We start from the raw sequence: 19,216 nt of genomic DNA on the forward strand, positions 1-19,216 counted from the left end.
TCTTCTGCGCGGACTTTGATGACACTCTCGTGCGCTTCGCTTAACGGGGGGTGAAACGGGCCCTTGTGAGTGTTTCGGATTTTCCTATATTCCGCGCCTCCTGAAGAGGATGAGACCCATGTCGCTCGACACGACCCACGAACTGAATTCGCTCGGATTTGCCAAGCCGCCCGCCCAGACGCGGGTGGTGGTCGCGATGTCGGGTGGCGTGGACAGCTCGGTCGTCGCCGCCGAACTCGCGGCGGAGGGCTATGATGTCGTCGGCGTCACCCTCCAGCTCTACGATCACGGCGCGGCGCTGGCCAAGAAAGGCGCCTGTTGCGCCGGGCGCGACATCCACGATGCCCGCCGCGTGGCTGAGGAAATGGGCTTTCCACACTACGTGCTCGACTACGAAAACACCTTTCGCGAGGCGGTGATCGACGAGTTCGCCGACAGCTATCTCGCAGGCGCAACTCCGGTGCCCTGCATCCGCTGCAACGAGCGGGTGAAGTTCCGCGACCTGCTCGAGACCGCCAAGGATCTCGAGGCTGATTGCATGGCCACCGGGCACTATATCCAGCGCAGGATGGGCGCGGCGGGGCCCGAGCTGCACATGGCCGCCGATCCCGTGCGCGACCAGAGCTATTTCCTGTTCTCGACGACCGCCGAGCAGCTCGATTACCTGCGCTTCCCCCTCGGGCACCTCGCCACGAAGGCCGAGACGCGCGCGCTGGCGGCCAAGCACGGGCTTCCGGTGGCCGACAAGCCCGACAGCCAGGACATCTGCTTTGTCCCGAACGGCGACTATGCCGCCGTCATCGAGAAGCTGCGTCCGGGCGCGGCCGATCCCGGCGAGATCGTCCATGCCGACGGGCGCGTCCTCGGTACGCATCGCGGTGTCATCCACTACACGATCGGGCAGCGGCGGGGCCTCGGCATCGGCGGGCTCGACGAGCCGCTCTACGTCGTGAAGCTCGACGTGGATGCGCGCCGCGTGATCGTGGGCCCGAAAGACCTGCTCGCCACGCGCCGCGTGCCGGTGGCGGAGGTGAACTGGCTGGGCGACGCGCCCTTCGAAAGCGCCAAGGCCTGGAACATCACCGCGAAGGTGCGCTCCACCCGCCCCCCGCGGGACGCCGTGCTGCGCCCGACGGGGCCGCGCACCGCCGAGGTGGAGCTCGTGGTGGCCGAGGAGGGCATCAGCCCGGGCCAGGCCTGCGTCTTCTACGCCCCCGACAGCACGCGCGTGCTCGGCGGCGGCTGGATCACCCGTGGCTGAGATCATCCGGACGGAGCGTCTGACGCTCCGCCCGATGGCCCTGCGCGACGCGGCAGCGCTGCACGCCTTCTTCTCGGACCCGGCGGCGATGGCATACTGGTCCGCGCCCCATGAGAGCCTCGAAGAGACGCAAGCATGGGTCCGCGGCACCGTGGAGAGCCCGCCCCACGTGACGCGGGAATACGTGCTCGAGCGTGACGGGGCGGTCATCGGCAAGGCCGGGATCTGGAAGGCCCCGGAGCTCGGGTATTTCCTCATCCGCCCGCATTGGGGCCAGGGGCTCATGTCAGAGGCGCTCGGGGCGCTTCTGCCGGTACTGCACAGCCTGATGGACCTCGAGATCATCACCGCGGAGATCACCCCGGAGAACACGGCCTCCGCGCATCTCCTGGGAAAGCTCGGCTTCACGGAGGTCCGCTGCGGGGAGAAAGACCATTGGGACGGCGCGGCCTGGGTCGATACCGGCTATTACGAGCGGCCCCGAAGCGCGCGCTGATCCTCAGCCCGAGGGCAGATGCGCGAGAAGCGACTTCGCCGCACGCAGCCCCGGTGCCTCCTGCCCCGCCCCGAGCTGCTCCATCGTCTGTGCCATGGCGCTCAGCTGGTCCGCCGGATCCCGCGCGAGCGCGTCGAGCGCCGGCGCGATCCGCTCGGGCCGGCAGGCCTTTCCGATGAATTCGGGCACGGCCCGCGTCTTGCTTACGAGGTTCACGAGCGTGACGGTGTCGGTCAGGAGGCGGCGCTCGATATAGGCGCGCGTGAGCCAGTTCATGTCGTAGGCGATCACCATGGGCGTCTTGGCGGCGGCAAGCTCGAGCGAGACCGTCCCCGAGGCGGCGAGGGCGAGGTCGGCGGCGGCCATGGCCACGCGGCGGTCCTCGGCGGCCTCGGACGCGCCCTGCCCGGCATCGCCGAGGATGATGGGCGCGCGTGGCAGCGCCGTGGCAAGCTCCCGGACGCGGGGCGCGATATGGGGCAAGGTGGGCAGGATCACGGGCCAATCCTTGAGCTCCGAGCGCGCAAGGGCCTCGGCAAAAACCGGGATCAGGCGCTCGACCTCGCCCCGGCGCGACCCCGGCAGGAGAACGAGCGCGCGCGCATCGCCGAGGCCATGCGCCGCGCGGAAAGCTCGCTGCGCCTCCGCAGGGACCGGCGCGCGCGCTGCGACCGGGTGCCCCACGAAATCACAGGTCATGCCATGGGCTGTCATGTAGGGCGGCTCGAACGGAAAGAGCGCGAGGACATGGTCGATGAGCGGCGCCATCTTTGCCGCCCGCCCAGGGCGCCACGCCCAGACCGTAGGGGCCACGTAATGCACCGTGCGAAGGCGGGAGGCGGATTTGATCAGCTTGGCGACGCGCAGGGAGAAATCAGGGCTGTCGATGGTGACGACGGCATCGGGCTGCCACGCAAGCGCGGCCACGGCGGTCTCTCGGATACGGCGCTTGAGAGGAAAGTACTTCGGCAGCACCTCCGCGATGCCCATGACCGAGAGCTCTTCCATCGGGAAAAGGCTCTCCATGCCCGCCGCTTTCATCTGCGGCCCGGCCACGCCGCGGAGCTCCACATCCGGCTGCAAGGCCCGGAGACCCGCGACCAGTGCCGCCCCGAGGGCATCGCCGGAGGGCTCCCCGGCTGTCAGGAAGAGTTTCACGGCCGCACCCAGAGGAAGAGGCCGGCGGCCTCGGCCTCCGCGATGGTGGCCTCCCGCTCGAGGAGGAGCACGCCGCCCGCGGCGATGACGATGCCCGCGAGCCCCGCCTCCGCCGCGTGGCGCGCGGTCGCGGGGCCGATGGTTGGCATGTCCACCCGGAGCTCCTGCCCGGGCTTCGGTGCCTTGTAGAGCAGGCCGCCGGGCGGCAGGCCGGGGTCCCGCGCCACGCGGGGTGCGGCCGGTCCGCTGAGCCAGTCGGCAGCCATGCCGAGCGGGTTGAGTACGGTCGGCAGCGTCGTATGCGACAGGAGAGAGCGCAGCATCCAATCGGTGCCGGGCAAGGTCTCCACGGCGAGCGCCTGCCCCGCGGCCACCACGCAAGCCTGCCCCACATCGGCCGCGCCGAGCGCGGCGACGATCTCCGCCCCGCGCGCGGCATCGGCCTCGTCCCGCGCGGTCACCTCGCCGGTGATCACGCCCGGCGCAGGCAGCAGATCCGGGGCGATGTCATGGGCTCCGACGACCTCGAACCCGGCCTCTTCGAGGATCGACAGCAAAGCCCGCAGCGCGCCGTCATCGCCGCGGGCAAGCGCGTCCATGAGCCGGGGCACGAGGGGCCGCGTCGCGGGATCGATTTCCGCGGGGTCGATGCTGGGCCGCGTGACCTTCCCAACGAGGCAGAGCCGGGAGACGCCCGCGTCGCGCAGGCGCTCCAGCGTGCTGCCGAGATGCTCCAGCCGAAAGGTGAGATCGGGGGCAAGACCGTCGGGCATGTGGTCCGCCATGGCCGCGATGAAGGGCCTCTCCCCGGCCCGGGCGGCGATCACACCGGGCAGCGTGCCCGCCCCCGCGATCAGCGCGAGGCGACCGCTCATTTCGGGGTCAGGAAGCCGCGGTCGCTTTCCCCGCCGGTGATGAAGCGCACCATGTCCTGCACATAGGCGCTCTCGCTTTCGTCCTTGAGGCGGCGCGCGCGGTCGAGAAAGGCGCCGTCGCCCTGGGCGAGCATCTGGAAGGCGGCGCGAAGCGCGGTGATATCCGCGCGCGCCACGCCGCGGCGCTTCAGTCCCACGAGATTGAGCCCGTCGAGCTCGCCCCGCGCGCCCTGAACGAGGCCATGGGGCATGACGTCGGCGGTGACCATGGAAAGCGCGCCGATGATCGCGCCGCGCCCGATGCGGACCCATTGGTGGATCCCGCAGAGCCCGCCGACGATGACCTCGTCCTCTAGGACGCAGTGCCCCGCAATGGCGGCAGAATTCACGACAATGACGCGATCCCCGATCCGGGCGTCATGGGCGATGTGACAGCCGGCCATAAAGAGCCCGTCATCGCCCACGCGCGTGACCCCGCCACCGCCCTCGGTGCCGGTATTCATGGTCACGTGCTCTCGGATTCGGTTTCGTGCGCCGATGACGAGCTCGGAGGCCTCGCCCTTGAACTTCAGATCCTGCGGGATCTCGCCCAGCACGCTGAAGGGGAAGACGACCGTCCCCTCCCCGATGCGCGTCTTGCCGGTGACGATCACGTGGCTCTTGAGCTCCACGCGCGGGCCAAGCACCGCCTCTGCGCCGACGATGCAAAACGGCCCCACCTTCGCGGACGGGTCCACCTTGGCGCCCGCCTCGACGATGGCAGTGGGGTGGATATGGTCGTTCTGGGTCACGCTGGTGTCACTGGGCTCCGTCCCGCTCACTCGGGCAGGTCCATCATGGCGGTGAATTCCGCCTGGCAGGCGAGCTCGCCCTCCACGGTGGCCTTGCCCTCGAACTTCCATACCTTGCCGCCGGCCTTGCCCCGCAAGGTCTTCAACTCCATGCGCAGCACATCGCCGGGGATGACCTTGCGCCGGAATTTGCAGCCGTCGATGGCCATGAAGTAGATGAGCATCTCCTTGTCCGCGAGGCCGAGCGAAGTGCCCACCATCACCGCCGCGGTCTGCGCCATGGCCTCCACGATGGTCACGCCCGGCATGATCGGCGTGCCCGGGAAATGGCCCTGGAAATGGGGCTCGTTCATCGTGACGTTCTTCCAGCCGGTGGCCGAGGCCGTGCCGTCGATATCGGTCACGCGGTCCACGAGGAGGAACGGGTAGCGGTGGGGCAAGAGCCGCTGGATGAGCTGGATATCGGCCGTCTGGTGCAGGGTCGTGGCGTCGGTCATGGCGCGTCCTTCTTTGCCTCTGGCCGGGCTACCAAGGGGGCAAGGCTCTGGCAAGCGGGCTACTCTTCGGGCGCCGCGTCGTCCTCGGGCGGCTCCGTGCCCTCTAGCCCCTCAGAGCCCTCGGGCAGCGCGTCCGGGTCGAGCTCGGTGGCCGCGTCGATCCGCACGATCGCGATATCGGTGATGTCGATGGCGTCGGCGCGGATGAGCACGGTCTCGGCCTCGATGAGGACGGCCGCCCCGGCCTCTCGCATGATCTGGTTGAGGATCGGGCGCACGGCCTGGCTGAACGAGCGCCGCCGGAGATCGGCGCTGGCCTCGATCTCGGCCTCGCGCGCGTCCCGCTCGCGCCGGGCCGCCTGAACCCGGGCATCGAAATCCTCCGCGAGCGCGGCGAACTCGTCGCGCGGGAGCGTTGCGCGGCGATCCGTCAGCGCGAGCTCCTCCTCGCGGAAGGCATCCGCCAACTCCTGGTTCTCGATGTTGAAGATGCGCTGCTCCTCGGCGATCTGCGCGAGGATGGATCGACCGAGCTCCGTTTCGGGGAAGAGCCGCGCGGATTCGATCGTCAGCACCGGGGAGCGCAGCGCCAGAGGCGCGGGCGCTTCCTGCGCCTGCGCCACCGGGGCCGTACCGAAGAGGGCGAGCGCCAGAAGGCCCGCGCGGAGCCAGCCCGCGCACGCCATCAGAAGGAGGTGGAGATCGTCAGGTCGAACTCCTGCTCATCGTCGAACTCTTCCTTCTGGATCGCGTCCGAGAAATTGAAGCGGAGCGGGCCGAGGGGGCTGTCCCAGAGGATCGCGACGCCGACCACGCTGCGCGGGGTAAAGTCGTCGTAAAAGACCGTGCCCGTGGCGCCGGACGTGTCGCCGATATTCCAGACCGAGCCGTAATCGAAGAACACACCACCGGTGATGCCATATTCTTCGGGAAGCCCGATGGGGAATTCCGCCTCGAGCCGGGCCACGGCGAAGAATTCGCCGCCGAGTGCGTCGTCGAAGGCCTCGCCCGATCCCGACGTGCCCCGTTCACGGGGGCCGATGCCGGAGGCACGGAAGCCCCGCATCCGGCGCGAGCCGAGGAAGAAGCGATCCGTGACGCGGCTCGTACCGTCCAGGTAGTTGAGCGCGCCGCCCTCGAGCGTGGCCCGGAGCAGCACATCTTCCCCGAGCACGCGGGTCTCAGCGGCTGCCAGAGCCGTCGTCTCCACGAACTGGCTGTCGCCGAACGCGAATTCCTGCCCCACGCGGAGGAGGACGCCGGCGCGCGGATTGAGCCCGGAGCGGCGATTGTCGAAGGAGTAACTGTAGGCGAGGCCGTAGGTGGTCTCGTCACCGCGGAGGCCTTCGTCCTGCAGGATGCCTGCTGCATCGGAGGACACGTCGAAGAGGTCCCGGTTGCGAACGAAGACGCCCGTCGTCACGCGCCCGTTCTCGGAGACGGGAAAACCGAGCGACGGCGAGATCTCGAAGGTCTGCGTGTCATAGAGCGCGTCGTCGTTATTGGTGCGCGAGAAATTGAAGCGCAGCCCGCCCGCGAGGTCGCGGTCAAAGAGTCCCGGCTCCACGAAATTGAGCGAGAAGAGCGCGTTGTCTTCCCCGGTCGCAAGCCGGGCGTTGAGCGTCTGGCCACGCCCCAGGAAGTTCCGCTCGGAAAACTCGAAGAGCAGCCCGAAGCCATTCTCCGTCGAGAAGTTGCCCCCGAAGGAGAAGGAGCCCGTGGGCTGCTCGACGACATCCACGTCGATGATGACCTGGTCCGGCGAGGAGCCTTCGCGCGCATTCACGTCGGCATTGGCGAAGTATCCCAGTGCGCGGATACGCTCCGCGGAGGCCCGGATCTGGCGGGGATTGAAGGGATCGCCCTCCACCACCTGGAACTGGCGGCGGATGACACGGTCGAGCGTCGTTGTGTTGCCCTCGATATCGATGCGCTCGACGAAAACGCGCGGGCCGCGGTCGATCTCGAAATCGACGTCGAGCGTCAGGTCCCGGTCATTGCGGGTGATCCGCGGGGTGACGCGGACGAAGTTGAGCCCCTGACGGAGAGCCAGCGTCTCTAGGCGGTCGATGTCGTTCTCGATGGCTACCGGCGAGTAGATCGCGCCCGAGCGCAGCCGCGTGGCCGCATCGAAGGGCGCGGCGTCCACATCATCGAGCAGCGAGGTCGTGGTGACCTGACCCACGCGGAATTGCTGCCCTTCGATGACATTGAAGGTGATGAAGAACGCGTCCCGCTGCGGGCTGAGCTCGGAGCTTACGCTCACTGTGCGGAAGTCCACGTAGCCGCGCGAATTGTAGAAATCCCGCAAGACCTGCTGATCGAATTCGAGGCGGTCCTCTACGAAGGTGTCGGTGCGCACGAGGAGGCGGAAGAGCCCGGCCTGCGTCGTCTCGAGGACGCGGCGCAGACGGCGGTCGGAGAAGGCGCGGTTGCCCACGAAGGAGATGCGCTCCACCTCCACGACGCCGCCCTCGGTGATCTCGTAGATCAGATCGACGCGGTTGTCGGAGCGGCGAATGATGCGCGGGTTCACGGTGGCCGCGATGCGGCCCTCGTTCGCGTAGGCCTGGCTGATGGCGGCGGCGTCCTGTTCGGCGACGGTGGGATTGAAGACGCGCCTGGGCTGCGAGCGGACAATCCGCTCGAGATCGGCATCCGAGATGCGCGCATTGCCGTCGAAGGCCACCCTGTTCACTGTCGGGAATTCCTCGACGATGATCGTCAGCGTGCCGCCCGAGGGCACCGCGTCCACAGTGGCGAAGAGGCCGGAGGCGCGAATGCGCTGGATCGCATCGTTGATTTCGCCGGTGCTCAGCACCTCTCCCGGCGTGATCCCGGCAAAGCTGATAATCGTCGCCGTCTCTATGCGGCGGTTGCCTTCGACGTTGATGTTGGAAATGCGCGATTGCGCGATCGCATCAGTGGCAAGGAGCAGCGCGAGCCCCGCCGCCAAAAGATAGGTGAGCCCACGCCCGCGAAACGTGCTCCAAATCAGCTGCATCTGCCCATGCCCCCGCCTGCTGTTTTTTATAGCTGTTAGCCGGTTGGCCCAGACCTGTCAAAACAGCATAACGCAGAAAGCCGCGCAGAAGCGCGGCCCGGGTCGAGTTGTTGCGTGCAGGGCTCAGAAGCCGGCGGGGATCGCCAGGTAGCCGATGTTGGACGATGCCACGAGCGCGATGCCGATGGCGGCGACGAAAAGCAGCCGGTCCCAGGCCATATCCACGATCAGGCCGAGCCCTTTTGCGTTGTTCTGGATGGTCTGCATGTCTCATCCCCCGATGGGTCGCGTGTTTCCTTGTTAGGAAGATCGCGGGGGAATGGGGCGAGAATGCGGCGCAGCCTAGGTCTCTTGGGGGCGCGTGGGCGTCACAGGACGCGGCAGACGATGTCGTTGGCGAGCCCGAAGACCATGACGAAGACCACCACCGAGAGGCCGAAGACCATGAGCCCGTTCATCACCCGCTCCGACGGCGGGCGGCGGGCGGCGGCCTCGTAGGCATGGAGCACGAGGTGCCCGCCATCGAGGATCGGGATCGGGAAGAGGTTCACGAGCCCCACGGCCGTGGAAATGAAGGCGATGAACTGGATGAAGTCGTCGATCCCGAGGCTGGCCATGGTGCCCGCGGTCGTGGCGATGCCCACCGGGCCGGAGAGATTGCATGTCCCGATGGCGCCGGTGATGATGTTCCAGAGCCCGTCGAGCGAGGCCACGATGATGAAGCCCACCTGGCTGATCGCCGCGGGGATCGCGGTGAGCGGCCCCACCGTCTCGGTCACGGGGTCAAAGAAGGTGCCGCCGCGGAGGCCGATCCGATAATTGGTCTCGAACCCGCCGCCCTCGAGCCGCTCGTCCGTCGCGCGGGGCTCGAGGATGAAATCGAGCACCTCGCCGTCCCGCCAGACCTCGAGCGCCAGGGGCTTGCCAGCCGTGGCGGTGACGATCTCGATCATGTCGTCGAAGATGGCAATGTCGGTGCCATCGATGCTGAGCACGACGTCCCCGGCCTCGATCCCGGCATCCTCCGCGGCGCTTTCGAGCGTCACGGCCCGCACGAGCGGCGGCGAGATATGGGGCGCTTCCACCGCCATCTCCTGCCCGTCCCGCTCGATGATATAGGTCAGCGTGGCCGTCCCGGGGACCTCGTCGCGGATCGTGGCGAGCTCCTCGACGGAGCTGAGCGCGACGCCGCCGATGGAGCGGATCACGTCCCCCTGCTCGAGCTCGTTGACGACCGGCATCGGCAGGCTCGTATCCACCGTCAGCGGCTCGCGGGCCTCGCCGTTGAACATGAAGAACGCCGCGAAGATCAGCGCCGACAGGATGAAATTGAACACCGGGCCCGCCGCCACCGTGAGCGACCGTGCCCAGACCGGTGCGCCGTGCATCGTGGCGCGTCGCTCCTCGGGGCTCAGCGCGCTCATGGTCTCGCCGTCGGCCCCTGCCGAGGCCGCATTGGCATCGCCGCGGAATTTCACGTAGCCGCCGAAGGGCAAGAGCGCGAGCTGCCAGACCGTCCCGTGCCGGTCGGTGCGCTGCACGAGGGGCTTTCCGAAGCCCACCGAAAAGACATCCGCCTTGATCCCGCACCAGCGGCCCACGATGTAGTGACCGTATTCATGGACCGCCACGATCACGCTGAGCGCGACGATGAAGGTGACGATCACCCAGGTGAGGCCACCGAAAGTCGCGATCAAGCTGGTGAGGTCCATGGGCTGTTATGTATCCTATCGGCGTGCTCTTACCGGCGAGAGATGAGGCGGATGAGCAGAGTTATCAAGGGTGGGATCCGCGCGCCCTAGAGCGCCACGTCGGGCACGTTGACGATGAGCGCGGCCCCGAGCATGACGAGCGAGGCCCCGAGAAGGCCGTCGAAACGGTCAAATAGCCCGCCATGGCCGGGGATGAGGGTGGAGCTGTCCTTCACGTTCATGCGCCGCTTGAGGGCACTTTCGGCGATGTCGCCCATCTGGCTGGCAAAGCTCACGACGGCGGAGATCCAGATGAGATCGGCGCCCGCCTTGGTGAACGTCAGGAAGGCCGCGCCGACGAGCGCGGCACCGACCCAGCCCGCGACGGTGCCTGACCACGTCTTCTTGGGCGAGATGGCAGGCCAGAATTTGGGGCCGCCGAAGACGCGACCGGCGAAATAGCCCGCCACGTCGGTGATCACGACGACGAGGATGAGCCAGATGATCCAGACCATCCCGTGCTCCTCGCGAAAGGTCACGAGCCCCCAGCCCGCGATGATGATCGCCAGCGCGAAGGCCGCGAAGGTCAGACGCTCCCGCGAGAGCGCGAGCGCGCCGAGGATCGGCGGCGCAAGGGCGAAGGCAAGGATCAGCGGATCGGCGAAGAGCCCGGAGAGCACCGAGGCCGTTCCCGCCGCGAGGAGCATGCCGGGCACCGGCGCTTCGGGCGCGATCATCGTCCATAGCTCCCAGACCATGATAGCGGTGACGAAGACGGTGAGCATCTGGAACCAGACCCCGCCGAGCGCCACGGCCGCGATCCCCAGCAGCGCCATCAGCGCGCCGGAGACGAGGCGCGCTTGCAGGTCGTCCCATTTCGGAGAGGTCATGCGATCACGCCACCAAAGCGCCGCTCCCGCGTGCCGTAGCCTGACACCGTCCGCTCGAATTCGTCCGCGGTGAAATCCGGCCAGAGCGTGTCGATGAATTCGTACTCCGCATAGGCCGACTGCCAGAGGAGGAAGTTGGAGATCCGCGCCTCGCCACTCGTGCGGATGACGAGATCGGGGTCAGGCAGGAAGCGCGTGTCGAGGAAGCCCGCGAGGCATTCGGCATCCACGGCCTTGGGATCGAGCCGCCCTTGCGAGACCTCGACCGCCATGCGCCGGGCGGCGCGGGTCACCTCGTCGCGCCCGCCGTAATTGATGGCGATGGTGAGATTTAGGCCCTCATTGCCCGCCGTCATCAGCTCGAGATCGTCCATCAACGCCACGAGGCTGTCCTCGAGGCGGATGCGATCCCCGATGAAGCGGACGCGCACGCCCTGGGCATGGAGCGCGCGCGCCTCGTGGGTGATGTAGCGCCGGAAGAGGCGCATGAGACCGGCCACTTCCGTCTGCGTGCGTTTCCAGTTCTCGGTGGAGAAGGCGAAGATCGTCAGGTGCGTGACCCCGATGTCCGGGCAGCGGCGCACGATGTCCTTCACGCGCCGCGCGCCCACGTGATGGCCCACGAGGCGCGGCCGTCCGCGGCTTTGCGCCCAGCGGCCATTGCCGTCCATGATGCAGGCGACGTGAAACGGGCTGTCGGTGTCGAGGCTCACCGGATCAGACCTGCATGATCTCGGCTTGCTTGGTGTCGAGCTGCTCGTCCACCCGCTTGATCATCGCGTTGGTCATGTCCTGGATCTCGCTCTCCCAGAGCTTCTGGTCATCTTCGGCCATGCCGGCGGCCTTGGCCTTCTTGACCTGGTCCATGCCGTCGCGGCGCACGTTGCGGATCGCGACGCGGGCGCTTTCGGCATATTGCGCGGCGACCTTGGAGAGCTCCTTGCGGCGTTCCTCGTTCAATTCGGGGATCGGCAGCATGATGATGGTGCCGTTGAGCTGCGGATTGATCCCGAGCCCGCTTTCGCGAATGGCCTTCTCGGCCTTCCCGACGAGCGACTTGTCCCAGATGTTGACCGTGACCATGCGCGGCTCGGGGACGTTGACCGTCCCGACCTGGTTGATCGGCGTGGGCTGGCCATAGGCGTCCACCATGACGGGCTCGAGCATGGAGGCCGAGGCGCGCCCCGTGCGCAGCGATGCGAATTCCGTCCGCAGGGAGGCGATGGCGCCATCCATGCGCTTCTGGAGGTCAGCGGTATCTGGTTCGATGATTTCGTCGGACATGGCCAGCTGCTCTTTTCGTCAATTCTGCTTTTGCGGGAGGGTATATCGCGCTTCTTCGCCACTTGTATAGGCGTGGGCTGCGTGGGCGCGGGGCGTTGCACGCGTACCGCACTGCGCGGGCGCTCAGCCCTCGACGCGGGTAAAGGTCCCCTGCCCCGCGAGGATCCCGCGGAAGCCGCCGGGCTCGTCGAGCGAGAAGACGATGATCGGCAGCTTGTTGTCCCGTGCGAGCGCGATGGCGGAGGCATCCATGACGCCGAGGCGCTTCTGCAGCACCTCGTCATAAGTGACCGTGTCAAAGCGCTTGGCATCGTCGTGCTTGGCGGGGTCCTTGTCGTAGACGCCGTCGACCTTGGTGCCCTTGAAGATCGCCTGGCAGGACATCTCGTTGGCGCGCAGCGTGGCGGCGGTGTCGGTCGTGAAATACGGATTGCCGGTGCCGGCGGCAAAGATGCAGACCCGCTTCTTCTCGAGGTGGCGCACGGCGCGGCGGCGGATATAGGGCTCGCAGACCTGGTCCATGGGAATGGCGGAGATCACGCGGGTGAAGATCCCGAGCTTTTCGAGCGCGGCCTGCATGGCCAGCGCGTTCATGACCGTGGCGAGCATCCCCATGTAATCGGCCGTGGTCCGCTCCATACCCTGGGCCGAGCCCTGCAGCCCGCGGAAGATGTTGCCGCCGCCGATCACCATGCAGATCTCCACGCCCATGTCGTGGACACCTTTCACCTCCTGCGCGATGCGCTCCACGGTGGGCGGGTGGAGCCCGTAGCCTTGGTCGCCCATGAGCGCCTCGCCGGAGATCTTGAGAAGGACGCGCTTGAACCGGGGATCGTGGTCGCTGTCGGTTTCGCTCATCGTCGGGCCCCCTTGCTAGCTGCGCGCAACATGTCGAAAAAGGCCCGCGGGTTCAACGCGGATTTGCCCGCTGCGGCGAGGGGTGGAATTGGCTTCTAAGCCTCTGATAAATATTGGGGATCTTGATCCGGCGCGGCACGTGCTCATGGCCGGTGCGACAGCGAGCGGCAAATCGGCGCTCGCGCTCGAGATCGCGACCGCGCAAGGGCGGCAGATCGTCAACGCTGACGCGCTGCAGGTCTATGCCTGCTGGCGCGTGCTATCCGCGCGGCCGTCGGCCGCGGACGAGGCCACCGCGGAGCACCGCCTCTACGGGCATGTGCCCCACGACGCGGCCTACTCGGTAGGAGAGTGGTTGCGCGAGGTGGCCCCGCTTCTCAAGCTAAGCCCGGCACCGGTCATCGTGGGCGGCACGGGGCTCTACTTCCGCGCGCTCACGGAGGGCTTGGCCGAGATCCCCGCGACACCGCAGGAGATCCGGGCCCGCGCCGATGCGCGCATGGCCTCCGAGGGGCGCGCCGCACTCCTCGCCGAGCTCGACGCGGAGACCGCCGCGCGGATCGACGTCATGAACCCGGCGCGCGTGCAGCGCGCCTGGGAGGTGCTGGCGGCCACCGGGCGCGGGATCGCTGCCTGGCAACGGGACACGCCGCCACCGCTCGTCACCCCGCGGGACGCCCACCTGCTCCATCTCGATGCAAGCAAGACCTGGCTCAACCCGCGCATCGAGCAGCGTTTTGACCTCATGATCGCGGAGGGCGCCCTCGAGGAGGCGCGCGCCATGCTGCCGCATTGGGACCCGGCACGGCCCGCCGCGAAGGCCATCGGCGCGCCGGAGCTCATCGCCCATCTGCGCGGCACAATGAGCCTCACAGAGGCCCGCGAGGCCGCCATCCTCAGCACCCGCCAATATGCCAAGCGGCAGCGCACATGGTTTCGCGCGCGGATGAAGGACTGGCGCAGGATAGCGCTGGGAGACTGATATCTCGCGCGCCCGTCTTTGACCAAACCCCACATTTAGCGGCTTCGCGCGCCTCAATTTTGCCGCTATTTCTTCACAAATCGAACACGGACCAACGCCCATGCCGTCCCACGACGAAATCAGCATCACGCCCCTGCCGCAGATTTCTGCGCGCGCGGCCTGGCGCGCTGAGACGCTTCATGCCAGCGACAGCCACACGCTGATCTGGTTCACAAAGGGCCAGGGGCGCATCACACTGGGTGGCAAGCGCTCGGTCTTTTCCACCAACACGATCGTCTACTTGCCAGCCGGCACACCCCACGCCTTCGACGCCAAGCCCGGCCATTTCGGCCAGCTCCTGACTGTGCCGGTGACAGCGGGCGGTGAGCTGCCCACCGCACCCATCCTCTACAGAGTCCGCGACGTGCTTCAGCACGGCGAGTTCGTGACGCTCTTCGAAGCGCTGCAGCGCGAGCTCACCCGGAAGGACATCGGATCACCGGAGCTCAGGCGGCGCGCGGCCCATCATCACATCGGGCTCATCTCGGTATGGCTCGCGCGGCAGACCAACCAGCTCGAGGTGAGCCAGGGCTCCGCCTCCGAGGCCCTCGCCAAGCGCTTCACGCAACTCGTGGAACGCGACTATGCCAAGGGCCGCTCCGTCGATGCCCTCGCCAAGGAGCTCGGCGTCACGCCGACGCACCTCACACGGGCCTGCAAGGCGGCGCTCGGGCATTCGGCACACACCCTGCTCAACGAGCGCGTCATGCACGAGGCCCGCGCCATGCTCGCGCAGACCTCGCGCCCCGTGGGCCAGATCGCGGAGGGCCTCGGCTTTTCGTCTGCGGCCTATTTCACCCGCGCCTTTCAGAAGCAGACGGGCCGCACGCCGAGCGATTTTCGCGGCGCCGAGACGCGTGTGCCCTCGCCCCGCCTGAACTGAAACTTGGTTGAACCTCGTGTCGAAGTCTGTTTTCGACGCGCGGCGTGTCGCAATTGTTATACGGATGGGCGAAAGCAGCCGTTGACCTATGATTGCGAATAATGCCGAATGGCATCCACGCGAGGGGAGGTATGTGCCGGGACAGCGCCGCCGGACGGGTGGCGCAGCGCAGATATCCCCCGTTCTCGAATATTGATGTGTCACAGGGAGATTACGATGACGCAGACGAACCTGAAGGTGCATCCTGCAGCGGTGATGTACGCAGAGGAGCACAAAGCGGGCAAGATGGACCGCCGCGAGTTTCTTGCACGCACCACGGCGTTGGGTGTGGCCACCTCGGTTGCCTACGGCATGATCGGGGCGACCCCGGCCAAGGCCGCGGCCCACGCCCAGCAGGGCGGCACCATCCGCATGCAGATGGAAGTCCGCGCGCTCAAGGATCCGCGCACCTACGACTGGACCCAGATCGCCACCTACACCGCCGGCTGGCTTGAGTACCTCGTCGAATACAATTCCGACGGCTCCTTCGAGCCGATGCTCCTCGAGAGCTGGGAAGTGAACGAGGACGCCACGCAGTACACGCTCAACGTGCGCCAGGGTGTGACCTGGAACAACGGCGACGCGTTCACCGCCGAAGACGTCGCCCGCAACATCGCGGGCTGGTGCGAGGCCGATGTGGAGGGCAACTCCATGGCGGGCCGCTTCGCCACGCTCATCGACAGCAATACGAACCGTGCCATCGAAGGCGCGATCGTGGTCGTGGACGAGAACACCGTGCAACTTAACTTGCCCGCGCCTGACATCACGCTCATCGCCGGCATGGCGGATTATCCGGCGGCCATCGTGCATCCGGACACCTCGCTCGAGAGCATCGACAGCCCGATCGGCACCGGCTTCATGCGCCCAGTCGAGCTCGAAGTGGGCGTGCGCGGCATCGTCGAGAAGAACCCCGATCACGAGTGGTGGGGCTATGCTGCTGGCAAGGGTGGCTACGTCGACCGCATCGAGTTCATCGATTACGGCACCGACCCGGCCGCGTTCGTCGCAGCCTTCGAGGCCGAAGAGATCGACATGAACTGGGAGACGGTGGGTGACTTCGTCGACATCCAGACCGGCCTCGGCCTCGTCCAGTCCGACGTCGTCTCGGGCGCCACGGTCTGCATCCGTCCGAACCAGCTCGCCGAAGTGGACGGCATGCGCCCCTACGCAGACAAGCGCGTGCGTCAGGCCATCGCCATGGCCGTCGACAACGCCGTCTGCCTCGAGCTTGGCGTTTCCGGTCTCGGCATCACCGCCGACAACGCCCATGTGGGCCCGGTGCACCCCGAGCACGATCCGTCCGTGACGCGCATCCCGCACAACCCGGCCCGCGCGGCCGAGCTGATGGCGGAAGCCGGCATGGCCGACTTCGAGCACGAGCTGATCTCCATCGACGACGATTACCGCAAGAACACCACCGATGCGGTGGCCGCGCAGCTGCGCGATGCGGGCATCAACGTGCGCCGGACGGTCCTGCCCGGCTCCACGTTCTGGAATGACTGGGCCAAGTACCCGTTCAGCTCCACGAACTGGAACCACCGCCCGCTGGGCACGCAGGTCCTCGGTCTCGCCTATCGCTCCGGCGAGGCGTGGAACGAGAGCGGCTTTGCGAATGCCGAGTTCGACGCGCTCCTCGCGCAGGCGAATTCCATCGCTGACGCTGACGCGCGCCGCGAGGTCATGGGCCAGCTTCAGGCGATCATGATCGACGAAGGCGTCACCATTCAGCCCTACTGGCGGACGCTCACGCGTCACCACCGCGAGGGCATGGTGGGTGTGGACATGCACATCGCCTACCTGCCGCAGGTCTATAAGTGGGGCTTCGCGGCCTAACGGACCGCTGACAAGACGGGGCCGCCGGGAGACCGGCGGCCCCTCTTCCGTGGAGCGTGCCCACGATCCCGGAAAACCATGAAAAGAGCGCCCTCCTTTTCCGTGCGAGCGCGGCGCCACAGCCAACACAGGGGCCCTGATGGGTAAGTTCATCCTTCGACGCGCGAGCGTCATGCTGCTCACGGCGATCTGCCTGACCTACATCGTCTTCTTCCTGACGAACCTCTATCCGAACCTGGAGAAGCTCGCGAAGACGCAGGGCAATTTCCGCATGACGGAGGCCGAGGTGCAGAGCTGGCTGGAGCCGCGGGGCTACCTGGAGCCCATGCCGGTGAAGTATCTCGAATGGGCTGGCGTGCTACCGGGCCACATCACCGAGCTCGAGGATGGCCGCGTCGTGGGCCGCTGCGTGCGCCCGGGCGTGGAGCCCGAGGACACGCCGGAATATTGCGGGCTTCTGCAGGGCAACTGGGGCTTCTCCACGGTCTTCAAGGAAGGCGTGGGCGGCATCACCTTCGAGCGGCTGGGCCTCACCGGCTTCCTGATGATGTGGGTCATGATCGTGATGGTCCCCGGCGCGCTGATCTTCGGCGTGCTGGCGGGGATGCGGGAGGGCTCGCGCACGGACCGGACGCTCTCGACCACCTCCATCGCCTTCACGGCCACGCCGGAATACGTCTCGGGCGTGATCTTCATCGCGCTTTTTGCCTCCTCGGCAGGCTTCGGGCGGATTTTCAAGGGCTCCGCCACCTCCGCCATGGACGGCGCGAACTTCGAGAATTTCTTCCTGCCGGTAATCACCATCGCGCTCTACGGCCTAGGATACATCGCGCGGATGACGCGGGCCTCCATGGCCGAAGTCATGACCGCGCAGTACATCCGCACGGCACGGCTCAAAGGCGTGAGCTTCAAGAACATCGTGCTGAAGCACGCACTCAGAAACGCGCTCATCGCGCCCTTCACCGTCATCATGCTGCAATTCCCATGGCTTTTGAACGGCGTCGTCATCGTGGAGACGCTCTTCAACTACAAAGGCTTCGGCTGGCTCCTCGTGCAGGCGGCGGGCAACAACGATATCGACCTGCTGCTCGCCTGCTCGGTGGTGGCCGTCGTCGTCGTGCTCGTCACGCAGCTCATATCCGATATCGGCTATGTCTATCTCAACCCGCGCATTCGCGTCGCTTAACGAGGAGCAGGACCCATGGAAGCACTGACCTGGACCGGCTCCTTCGGAGCGTATCTCAATCCCATCATCTACGCGCTGGGCGTCATCGCGATCCTGAGCATGGCGTTGCAATTCATCATCCCGATCTTCGTGACCACGAACCGCTCGGGGCTTCTGGCGATGCAGAAGGGCCCGGCGGACTACGCCTCCATGGCGTTCCTCGCCTCGGCCACGGGCATCGTGGCCATTGTCGTGCTCTACATGGCCGTGGCGATCGTGGGCCCCTACGGCATCACGGGCATCATCGGCGAGGTGGGCGCGCGGTTCACGCCTGTCTGGGTCGCGCTTATCGCGACCTTCGCCCTTTCCATCATGTTCAAGAAGCGGCTAGGCCTCTATGGCAAGCTCTTTGACAGCCCCATCGGCATGGTGGGCCTCGGCCTCGTGCTATTCTGGGTCTTCACCGCGGTCTTCGCCAACCTGATCATGACCTACGACCCCCTCGCGCAAGAAGTGGTGATGAAGAACGAACCGCCCGGATCGCCCCTGAGCGGTGGCGAGGACGGCGCCTACCCGCACTACCTTCTCGGCGGGGACGCGCTGGCGCGCGACGTCTTCTCGCGCATGGTGGCGGGAAGCCAGATCGTCATCACCATCGCGCCGCTCGCGACGCTCTTCGCCTTCATGGTGGGGATCACGCTGGGCCTGCCCGCGGGCTATTTCGGCGGGGCCTTCGACACGGTGCTGACCTTCGTGGCGAACCTCATCCTGGCCTTCCCGGTGATCCTGCTCTTCTACCTGCTGGTGACACCCGAGATCGTGGCCACGGGCCTGCCTACCTACATGGCCATGGTCCTATTCCTCTTCCCGATCCTCTTTCTCGTGGTGCTTTTCAATTCGCGCTATTTCACAACGCCAACGAAGCGGAACGTGCTCGTGGCCGGCACGGTGCTGGTCGGCGGGTGGCTCTATCTCTCGCTCATTTCGCAGTTCAACACGCCGGTGGATTTCATGGGTGTCGCGGACCTCTTCGACGTGCCGGGCGGTATCCTCATCGTTTTCGTCTCGGTGGTCTTCGTGAACTCGCCCACCGTCTTCCGCATCGTGCGGGGCCTCGCCCTCGACATCCAGACGCGCGACTACGTGGCCGCCGCCACCACGCGCGGTGAGGGGCCGTGGTACATCATGCTCTGGGAAATCCTGCCCAATGCGCGGGGTCCGCTCATCGTCGATTTCTGCCTGCGCATCGGCTACACGACAATCCTTCTGGGGACCCTGGGCTTCTTCGGCCTGGGCCTGCCGCCGGAAAGCCCGGACTGGGGGACGACGATCAACGCGGGCCGCCGCCTGCTCAGCGCCTTCCCGCATCCGGCCATCGTGCCCGCCGTGGCGCTTGTGACGCTGGTGCTCGGCCTCAATCTCCTGGCCGACGGCCTGCGGGAGGAGAGCCTGAAGGACTGATGCGCCCCA

Annotated in this window: 19 protein-coding genes; 7 read left to right on the forward strand and 12 right to left on the reverse strand. The window is 66.8% G+C overall.

What is annotated here, in order from left to right; genetic code table 11:
* Positions 1 to 118: 118 nt before the first annotated feature.
* Both mnmA and AAFM92_05435 read left to right on the forward strand, forming a co-directional pair.
* Entirely contained in the window at positions 119 to 1,261 is a 1,143-nt protein-coding gene (gene mnmA, locus AAFM92_05430; protein MEL7299809.1) for a tRNA 2-thiouridine(34) synthase MnmA, read from the forward strand.
* Positions 1,254 to 1,757, forward strand: coding sequence for a GNAT family N-acetyltransferase (locus tag AAFM92_05435; GenBank protein ID MEL7299810.1), 504 nt, complete (start codon positions 1,254 to 1,256; stop codon positions 1,755 to 1,757). The genes mnmA and AAFM92_05435 overlap by 8 nt, the downstream gene beginning before the upstream one ends.
* 3 nt (positions 1,758 to 1,760) lie before the next feature.
* Here AAFM92_05435 and lpxB read toward each other — a convergent pair whose 3' ends face one another.
* The 12 genes from lpxB to pyrH all read right to left on the reverse strand — a co-directional run bounded on the left by lpxB (position 1,761) and on the right by pyrH (position 12,805).
* Positions 1,761 to 2,915 (reverse strand): lipid-A-disaccharide synthase, encoded by a 1,155-nt coding sequence (gene lpxB / locus AAFM92_05440; GenBank protein MEL7299811.1) that lies wholly within the window; start codon positions 2,913 to 2,915, stop codon positions 1,761 to 1,763.
* The gene (lpxI, locus tag AAFM92_05445) at positions 2,912 to 3,790 is read right to left on the reverse strand and encodes a UDP-2,3-diacylglucosamine diphosphatase LpxI (GenBank protein ID MEL7299812.1); all 879 of its coding nucleotides are present in this window, start codon (positions 3,788 to 3,790) and stop codon (positions 2,912 to 2,914) included. Before lpxI ends, lpxB begins: the two co-directional genes overlap by 4 nt.
* Positions 3,787 to 4,581 carry an acyl-ACP--UDP-N-acetylglucosamine O-acyltransferase gene (gene lpxA, locus AAFM92_05450; protein MEL7299813.1) on the reverse strand — a complete coding sequence of 265 codons (795 nt, stop codon included), beginning with the start codon at positions 4,579 to 4,581 and terminating at the stop codon, positions 3,787 to 3,789. The genes lpxI and lpxA overlap by 4 nt, the downstream gene beginning before the upstream one ends.
* A 26-nt stretch (positions 4,582 to 4,607) precedes the next feature.
* Entirely contained in the window at positions 4,608 to 5,078 is a 471-nt protein-coding gene (gene fabZ, locus AAFM92_05455) for a 3-hydroxyacyl-ACP dehydratase FabZ (protein ID MEL7299814.1), read from the reverse strand.
* 59 nt (positions 5,079 to 5,137) lie between these two features.
* On the reverse strand, positions 5,138 to 5,764 hold the full coding sequence (locus tag AAFM92_05460; GenBank protein ID MEL7299815.1) for an OmpH family outer membrane protein: 627 nt from the start codon (positions 5,762 to 5,764) through the stop codon (positions 5,138 to 5,140).
* Positions 5,764 to 8,082 carry an outer membrane protein assembly factor BamA gene (gene bamA, locus AAFM92_05465; GenBank protein MEL7299816.1) on the reverse strand — a complete coding sequence of 773 codons (2,319 nt, stop codon included), beginning with the start codon at positions 8,080 to 8,082 and terminating at the stop codon, positions 5,764 to 5,766. Before bamA ends, AAFM92_05460 begins: the two co-directional genes overlap by 1 nt.
* Before the next feature lie 123 nt (positions 8,083 to 8,205).
* Complete coding sequence (locus tag AAFM92_05470; GenBank protein ID MEL7299817.1) at positions 8,206 to 8,349, reverse strand: hypothetical protein; 144 nt, start codon at positions 8,347 to 8,349, stop codon at positions 8,206 to 8,208.
* Between the two features lie 101 nt (positions 8,350 to 8,450).
* Positions 8,451 to 9,794: an RIP metalloprotease RseP gene (rseP, locus tag AAFM92_05475; protein ID MEL7299818.1), complete on the reverse strand. Its 1,344-nt coding sequence runs from the start codon at positions 9,792 to 9,794 to the stop codon at positions 8,451 to 8,453.
* 86 nt (positions 9,795 to 9,880) lie between these two features.
* Positions 9,881 to 10,663, reverse strand: coding sequence for a phosphatidate cytidylyltransferase (locus AAFM92_05480; GenBank protein MEL7299819.1), 783 nt, complete (start codon positions 10,661 to 10,663; stop codon positions 9,881 to 9,883).
* On the reverse strand, positions 10,660 to 11,376 hold the full coding sequence (gene uppS, locus AAFM92_05485) for a polyprenyl diphosphate synthase (protein ID MEL7299820.1): 717 nt from the start codon (positions 11,374 to 11,376) through the stop codon (positions 10,660 to 10,662). Before uppS ends, AAFM92_05480 begins: the two co-directional genes overlap by 4 nt.
* Before the next feature lie 4 nt (positions 11,377 to 11,380).
* Entirely contained in the window at positions 11,381 to 11,947 is a 567-nt protein-coding gene (frr, locus tag AAFM92_05490) for a ribosome recycling factor (GenBank protein MEL7299821.1), read from the reverse strand.
* A gap of 123 nt (positions 11,948 to 12,070) precedes the next feature.
* Positions 12,071 to 12,805 carry a UMP kinase gene (pyrH, locus tag AAFM92_05495; protein ID MEL7299822.1) on the reverse strand — a complete coding sequence of 245 codons (735 nt, stop codon included), beginning with the start codon at positions 12,803 to 12,805 and terminating at the stop codon, positions 12,071 to 12,073.
* Positions 12,806 to 12,950: 145 nt separating this feature from the next.
* On the opposite strand from pyrH, the gene miaA reads away from it, so the two are divergent.
* The 5 genes from miaA to AAFM92_05520 all read left to right on the forward strand — a co-directional run bounded on the left by miaA (position 12,951) and on the right by AAFM92_05520 (position 19,207).
* A complete protein-coding gene (gene miaA, locus AAFM92_05500; GenBank protein MEL7299823.1) occupies positions 12,951 to 13,787 on the forward strand; it encodes a tRNA (adenosine(37)-N6)-dimethylallyltransferase MiaA in 837 nt (278 codons plus the stop codon).
* A 100-nt stretch (positions 13,788 to 13,887) separates the two neighbouring features.
* Complete coding sequence (locus tag AAFM92_05505; GenBank protein MEL7299824.1) at positions 13,888 to 14,709, forward strand: AraC family transcriptional regulator; 822 nt, start codon at positions 13,888 to 13,890, stop codon at positions 14,707 to 14,709.
* A gap of 216 nt (positions 14,710 to 14,925) precedes the next feature.
* Positions 14,926 to 16,581, forward strand: coding sequence for an ABC transporter substrate-binding protein (locus AAFM92_05510; protein ID MEL7299825.1), 1,656 nt, complete (start codon positions 14,926 to 14,928; stop codon positions 16,579 to 16,581).
* Between the two features lie 139 nt (positions 16,582 to 16,720).
* On the forward strand, positions 16,721 to 17,767 hold the full coding sequence (locus AAFM92_05515; GenBank protein ID MEL7299826.1) for an ABC transporter permease: 1,047 nt from the start codon (positions 16,721 to 16,723) through the stop codon (positions 17,765 to 17,767).
* Between the two features lie 15 nt (positions 17,768 to 17,782).
* Positions 17,783 to 19,207, forward strand: coding sequence for an ABC transporter permease (locus AAFM92_05520; protein ID MEL7299827.1), 1,425 nt, complete (start codon positions 17,783 to 17,785; stop codon positions 19,205 to 19,207).
* The last annotated feature ends 9 nt before the right edge of the window (positions 19,208 to 19,216 follow it).

The organism is Pseudomonadota bacterium (assembly GCA_038533575.1).
Lineage (GTDB): Bacteria > Pseudomonadota > Alphaproteobacteria > Rhodobacterales > Rhodobacteraceae > Shimia_B.

Coding starts and splice junctions, on each gene's coding strand:
- mnmA (MEL7299809.1), top strand. CDS start 119: ATGTCGCTCGACACGACCCACGAACTGAATTCGCTCGGATTTGCCAAG.
- lpxI (MEL7299812.1), bottom strand. CDS start 3,790: ATGAGCGGTCGCCTCGCGCTGATCGCGGGGGCGGGCACGCTGCCCGGT.
- fabZ (MEL7299814.1), bottom strand. CDS start 5,078: ATGACCGACGCCACGACCCTGCACCAGACGGCCGATATCCAGCTCATC.
- AAFM92_05460 (MEL7299815.1), bottom strand. CDS start 5,764: ATGGCGTGCGCGGGCTGGCTCCGCGCGGGCCTTCTGGCGCTCGCCCTC.
- bamA (MEL7299816.1), bottom strand. CDS start 8,082: ATGCAGCTGATTTGGAGCACGTTTCGCGGGCGTGGGCTCACCTATCTT.
- AAFM92_05470 (MEL7299817.1), bottom strand. CDS start 8,349: ATGCAGACCATCCAGAACAACGCAAAAGGGCTCGGCCTGATCGTGGAT.
- rseP (MEL7299818.1), bottom strand. CDS start 9,794: ATGGACCTCACCAGCTTGATCGCGACTTTCGGTGGCCTCACCTGGGTG.
- AAFM92_05480 (MEL7299819.1), bottom strand. CDS start 10,663: ATGACCTCTCCGAAATGGGACGACCTGCAAGCGCGCCTCGTCTCCGGC.
- frr (MEL7299821.1), bottom strand. CDS start 11,947: ATGTCCGACGAAATCATCGAACCAGATACCGCTGACCTCCAGAAGCGC.
- pyrH (MEL7299822.1), bottom strand. CDS start 12,805: ATGAGCGAAACCGACAGCGACCACGATCCCCGGTTCAAGCGCGTCCTT.
- miaA (MEL7299823.1), top strand. CDS start 12,951: ATGGCCGGTGCGACAGCGAGCGGCAAATCGGCGCTCGCGCTCGAGATC.
- AAFM92_05505 (MEL7299824.1), top strand. CDS start 13,888: ATGCCGTCCCACGACGAAATCAGCATCACGCCCCTGCCGCAGATTTCT.
- AAFM92_05510 (MEL7299825.1), top strand. CDS start 14,926: ATGACGCAGACGAACCTGAAGGTGCATCCTGCAGCGGTGATGTACGCA.
- AAFM92_05515 (MEL7299826.1), top strand. CDS start 16,721: ATGGGTAAGTTCATCCTTCGACGCGCGAGCGTCATGCTGCTCACGGCG.
- AAFM92_05520 (MEL7299827.1), top strand. CDS start 17,783: ATGGAAGCACTGACCTGGACCGGCTCCTTCGGAGCGTATCTCAATCCC.